We start from the raw sequence: 5,540 nt of genomic DNA, 5'->3' as shown, positions 1-5,540 counted from the left end.
GTTATCGACAGCAGAACCTGCAGAACCTGTAGACTTATCAAGTATAGAAGCAAAATTAGATACGATTGAATCTAAATCTGAACCTCCATCAGACGAATATATAAAAGCAATAAAAGCTAATACAAAAGCTGTTCAAGAAAATACAAAAGCTGTTCAAGAAAACACGAAAGCATTAGCAAGACCGAAACCCGTACCTAATAAAGAAGATTCAAAACCTCAATCAGTTAGCATTATATCCTCTGATGTCGATAATGAGAATTATGGTCTGGTTTCAAATAACCCTGTAGTAGCAATCAAGCCACTTACAATAAATTTAATAAAAGATGTGGCAGCTAATCTAGGGGGAGCAAATATTAAAAGAACAATCTATCTTAAAAATTCTGCTGCAAATACAAGCCCTGAAATTATTTTTGAAGGTTTCCCATACCTTTCATATATAGGAGTACCTAATGGTACCTCCACTCAGGCATGTTTTGAACAAAACTTACCAAATGCTGAGCAAATATGTCTATTGCCTAAAAACAATTGGATGGAAAATACCATAACTCTTCCGATGAAATTTTCAATGAATATTGGTGAAAATACAGATACCTTAGCAGTTGGGTATAACACGCAAACCCTACTCTTTTGGCACGTAATTGATCATAACGATTACATTAATACTGGCCAACACGATATGGCTTTGATGTTGGATGGATCAGAATATACTTGGGAAATCATAATAATCCTTATAGATTAAAAGTATGTTAATTTGGACCTAATAAAGAGATGGTGGGCGATAAAGGACTCGAACCTTTGACCCCTTGTGTGTAAAACAAGTGCTCTAACCAACTGAGCTAATCGCCCTCTTTTTTATATATATCCGCGCTTGGAGGGATTCGAACCCTCGACCTCAGCCTCCGCAGGGCCGCGCTCTATCCACTGAGCTACAAGCGCACAGTAAGCTTAACGCTCAATGCCGAAGGGGAGATTTGAACTCCCACGCCCATAAGGACACTACGCCCTGAACGTAGCGCGTCTACCGTTCCGCCACTTCGGCTCATAGATGACAATTATACACCATTGCATCGAAACGGATTCAACACTATGGTGGCTACGGATGGATTCGAACCAACGACCTAGCGCTTATGAAGCGCCCGCTCTGCCGCTGAGCTACGTAGCCACCGAGAAACTACAGGCCAGTCGCCCGTCTGTTTCTACGCTAGACAATAAATATATATGTCATGTATATATGTGTCAATTCTGATAGAATGATAAATCATGAGCAGTTTATTTTCTGATAAATCTAACTTTGTATTACTTACAAATTCAGCGTTAGAAAAATCAAAAGAATCATTGCAAGAAATCCTGAAAGAGTTGGCGTCTCAAATTCGTCCTTTCCCAGGTTTCTTAAACATGCAAACTATCCAAGCAATTGAAATTCCTGTTCCAAAAGAATATTCCGATAAATATGGATGTGTAGTTGTACTTCCAAATGGAGAAATAAACGAAATTATTTTAAAAACAATTCCAGGTCCTGAAAGTTTAGGAGAAATTGACCAAACCGAAGAATATATTGAAATAGATTTGCCTATAATTGAACAGATTATTTATCTATACAATGCAATTATAACGTTATCCGAAATAAATTTAGATTAAAATTACGTAATACGTTATTGTTAACAATTTTCTAAAATAATGTTATGATACTCTAGTGGATTGGGGTGGACTACAAGTTATATTTTCAAAGGAGACCCTTATGAAAAATTTTCGTTTTATGTTTATATTGTTATCTGTAATGTCTATAGGACTATTTTCAGCATGTGGATCAGACGCTGAAACTATTACAGAAACAGTAGAAGTTATTAAAGAAGTTGAGGTTGAAAAACCTTCAACCTTACAAACAGTTATAAACCGAGGAACACTGAAGTGTGGCGTTAATGACAACCTAACAGGTTTCGGAGTTTTAACAGCAGCAGGAACATTTGAAGGGTTTGATGTTGATTACTGTAAAGCAGTAGCAGCTGCAATACTTGGAGATGCTAGTAAAGTGGAATATGTACCTTTAACTGCTTCTGCTCGTTTTGAGGCACTCGGTGCTGGTGAAATTGATTTGTTGATCAGAAATACTACTTGGACAGCAAGTAGAGATCGTGACCTAGCAAATGATTTTACTGCTACAACATTCTATGACGGTCAAGGAATGATGGTATATGCAGACAGTGGATACCAAACCATAGAAGATATGGACGGAGCTACAGTTTGTGTATTACAAGGAACAACAACTGAATTAAACCTTGATGATAGATTTACATCCGCTGGATTAAATTATACCCCATTAACTTTTGAAACAAACGATCCTTTACAAGCTGCTTTCGAAGAAAAACGTTGTGATGGTTGGACAACTGATAAATCAGGTTTAGCATCAAAAAGAGCAGAATTCCCTGCATCAGCTGGTGGACCTGAAGCTTTAACAGTTCTAGCTGAAACACTTTCAAAGGAGCCTTTAGGGCCTTTAACAAGAGATAATGACAGCCAATTTTACGATGTCGTTCAATGGGTTGTGTTCGGACTGATCCAAGCAGAGGAAAGTGGAATAACAAGTGGTAATGTTTCAGCTATGGCTGCTAACCCTACTGATCCAGGAATGGCCAGATTACTTGGTGTCCCTTTCGCTGGTGGAGAAGTAGCAGACTTCCAATTTGGTGTTGATCCTAAATTCATACAAAATGCTATCGCCGCAGTAGGTAACTACGGTGAAATTTATGAACGTCACTTAACACCTTTGGGTCTAACTCGAAGCGGCTCATTAAATGCTCAATGGACAAATGGTGGATTGATTTACGCCCCTCCATTTAGATAGATGAGACCATATAAAAAATATATATGCCGGGCCAATTTAGCCCGGCATATTTTTTCATAGTGGTGTATTTTAACCATGAATTCTATTACTGATAAATTATACGTATTAAGTAGGTCTCAAAAATTTAGGAATCTAATAATTCAATTTATTTTCTTAATATTTGTTGGCCTATTGGCATATTACTTAATTTCTAAAGCCTTACAATTAGATATAACTCTTGGTCATTTTGTGAGTAGAGCTGGATTTGGCATAAGCCACAGTTTCATAGTTGATTACACGAGTAACGATAGTAGATGGGTTGCTTACTTTACTGGAGTAGTTAATACCATCAGAGTTTGTATTGTGGGAATATTACTTGCAACTATTCTAGGCACTATTATGGGTGTGGCAAGATTATCAAAAAATATTTTATTTTCTACAATCTCATATCTGTATGTAGAAATACTAAGAAACACCCCACTATTAATCCAAATCATTTTCTGGCAAATAGTCTTTCTTCAATTGCCAAGAATCACAGAGGCTATTACATTTCAAAATACCGTCGTTATTTCCAACCGAGGTATTTTATTACCATATGCAACATCCACTGAAAATGGTTACGGAAGTTTTTGGATTGTACTAATTATAATTGCTCTAATAGTATCTTTATTCATAAGTTTTTACATAAATAAACGTGAAGATATTCATGGAAAGGTAGTAAAACTTTATAACTATAAAATTAGTGGAAATATCATCGGCCTATTAATATTTTTTACAGTAGCGTCAATTAGTTACTTTATATTACAAAAACCCTATGCTATTGACCTACCAAGTCTGTATCAAAATGATAAAGGTACATACTTACAATCAGGTGGATTTGAATTTACTCCAGAATTTGGTGCAATATTATTTGCTTTAGTTATGTATACTGGCACTTTCATTACTGAAATTGTCAGGGGAAGTATTCAATCCTTACCTAAAGGTCAAACCGAAGCAGCACAAGCTATCGGATTAAGCAATTATCAAACAATGACCTTAATTATCCTTCCACAAGCCCTAAGGTCAATTATTCCACCTTTAACAAATCAATACCTAAACTTAACAAAAAATTCTAGTTTATCTGTAGTTATTGCCTACCCAGAGCTTTTTATGGTTTCAAGAACAATAATGAATAATTCTGGCCACGCTTTGCCCGTATTTTTTCTAATATTGCTAACGTACCTATCATTAAGTCTAATCATATCTGTGATTATGAACATCTTAAATCGTAGAGTAACGAGAATAGGTGCCTAAACATGCAAAACTTTTTTAAATGGGGATTTGAAACATTCTTTGGCTCTATATTTAATACACTTATTACTTTATTAAGTTTAATTATTATCTTTTTCTTTATTAATGGTCTATTAGGTTTTATTAGTACATCAGAATGGGAAGTAGTAAAAGTTAATAGAAGACTACTATTAATCGGAAGAATGCCTCCAGAACACGAATATCGAGTATGGCCAATTCTATGGATCGCATCATACCTAATCATTGCTTCCATTAAAACATGGGGGTCGCCAAGTTACAAAGATTTACTTTACATTGCTCTTGGAATCACAATAGTTTGCATTATTTTCACAACATCTAGTACTTATATATGGGTTTTAACATCTATTCTGATCTGTGTTTTCTCATATGCAACCACAGCGTTTATAACTAAAAGTACTACAGTAAATAATACAAATAAAAAAATACTTATAACATTCTGGATATTACTTCTACCTATTATCTTTGCAATATTACTTGTAGGTGATGGTCCAAAACCTACACTTTGGGGAGGTTTCCTGTTAAATATTATTTTAGCTTGTATAGCTATAGGCTTTGGTTTCCCTCTAGGTGTTCTTTTTGCTATCGGAAGAGCAAGTAATCTTCCCGCAATAAAAATAGTGTGTACAATTTACATTGAAACAATTCGAGGAGCTCCATTAGTAGCTTGGTTATTATTAGCTTGGTTTGTCTTACCAAAGTTTCTTCCAGCATTCTGGGGGATTAATGAGGTTAGTGTTGTTGTTAGAGCAATGATAATATTGTCAGCTTTTACCAGTGCCTATACTGCAGAAGTAATTCGTGGGGGACTCCAATCCATACCTAAGGGGCAAATAGAAGCTGCAGACAGTCTAAATCTCGGATACGTAAATAAAATGCTGCTTATTATCCTTCCACAAGCAATCAGAGTAGTTATTCCAGCATTAATAAGCACATTTATTGGTGTATTCAAGGATACTTCACTGGTATTTATACTCGCTTTAACTGACCTATTACAAGTAGGTAGAATAATTCCAGAACAAGATCCAGAATTTTTTGGGAGGCAATTAGAAGCACTTTGTGTAGTTGCATTTTTATTCTGGATTATTTCAATTGCACTATCGAATCTGAGTAAAAAAGTAGAGAAATCTTTAGGTATTGGCATACGTTAATCAATATAAGGAGCATTGATTATGCAAAAAAAAGAAAAAAAACAAATTGGTAAAGAAATAATTACTACAAGTGAAGTAACTAAATCTTTTGGTCGATTTCAAGCTCTAAAAGGGATTACAGCAAAAGTATATGAGCAAGAAGTTGTTGTTGTTTTAGGGCCATCTGGATCTGGTAAATCTACATTCATCAGAACATTAAATAGGTTAGAACCTCATGATTCAGGTACTATTATTGTTGATGGGGTTGAACTAAATGATGA

General features: G+C 35.3%; 5 protein-coding genes and 4 tRNA genes. 5 read left to right on the top strand and 4 right to left on the bottom strand.

Going from position 1 to position 5,540, the window contains the following annotated elements:
* Nucleotides 1-769 precede the first annotated feature (769 nt).
* The 4 genes from FI695_06610 to FI695_06595 all read right to left on the bottom strand — a co-directional run bounded on the left by FI695_06610 (nucleotide 770) and on the right by FI695_06595 (nucleotide 1,162).
* Nucleotides 770-846, bottom strand: a tRNA-Val gene (locus FI695_06610).
* 17 nt (nucleotides 847-863) lie between these two features.
* Nucleotides 864-936, bottom strand: a tRNA-Arg gene (locus tag FI695_06605).
* 20 nt (nucleotides 937-956) lie between these two features.
* Nucleotides 957-1,039 (bottom strand) — tRNA-Leu (locus FI695_06600).
* Nucleotides 1,040-1,087: 48 nt separating this feature from the next.
* Nucleotides 1,088-1,162, bottom strand: a tRNA-Met gene (locus FI695_06595).
* Between the two features lie 98 nt (nucleotides 1,163-1,260).
* Between FI695_06595 and FI695_06590 the strand changes: the two genes are divergently transcribed.
* The 5 genes from FI695_06590 to FI695_06570 all read left to right on the top strand — a co-directional run.
* Entirely contained in the window at nucleotides 1,261-1,638 is a 378-nt protein-coding gene (locus FI695_06590) for a hypothetical protein (protein ID MQG51631.1), read from the top strand.
* A gap of 118 nt (nucleotides 1,639-1,756) precedes the next feature.
* Nucleotides 1,757-2,842: an amino acid ABC transporter substrate-binding protein gene (locus tag FI695_06585; protein MQG51630.1), complete on the top strand. Its 1,086-nt coding sequence runs from the start codon at nucleotides 1,757-1,759 to the stop codon at nucleotides 2,840-2,842.
* Between the two features lie 75 nt (nucleotides 2,843-2,917).
* Nucleotides 2,918-4,114 carry an ABC transporter permease subunit gene (locus FI695_06580; protein ID MQG51629.1) on the top strand — a complete coding sequence of 399 codons (1,197 nt, stop codon included), beginning with the start codon at nucleotides 2,918-2,920 and terminating at the stop codon, nucleotides 4,112-4,114.
* 2 nt (nucleotides 4,115-4,116) lie between these two features.
* Nucleotides 4,117-5,280 carry an ABC transporter permease subunit gene (locus FI695_06575; protein ID MQG51628.1) on the top strand — a complete coding sequence of 388 codons (1,164 nt, stop codon included), beginning with the start codon at nucleotides 4,117-4,119 and terminating at the stop codon, nucleotides 5,278-5,280.
* A gap of 21 nt (nucleotides 5,281-5,301) precedes the next feature.
* Nucleotides 5,302-5,540 (top strand): amino acid ABC transporter ATP-binding protein (locus FI695_06570; GenBank protein MQG51627.1); only part of this gene is annotated, 239 nt, incomplete at its 3' end.

It is taken from the genome of SAR202 cluster bacterium (genome assembly GCA_009392515.1).
Taxonomy (GTDB): Bacteria; Chloroflexota; Dehalococcoidia; order Lucifugimonadales; family UBA6952; genus UBA6952.
The sequence above is the reverse complement of the archived record's forward strand: the minus strand, read 5'-3'. Positions and strand labels throughout refer to the sequence as shown.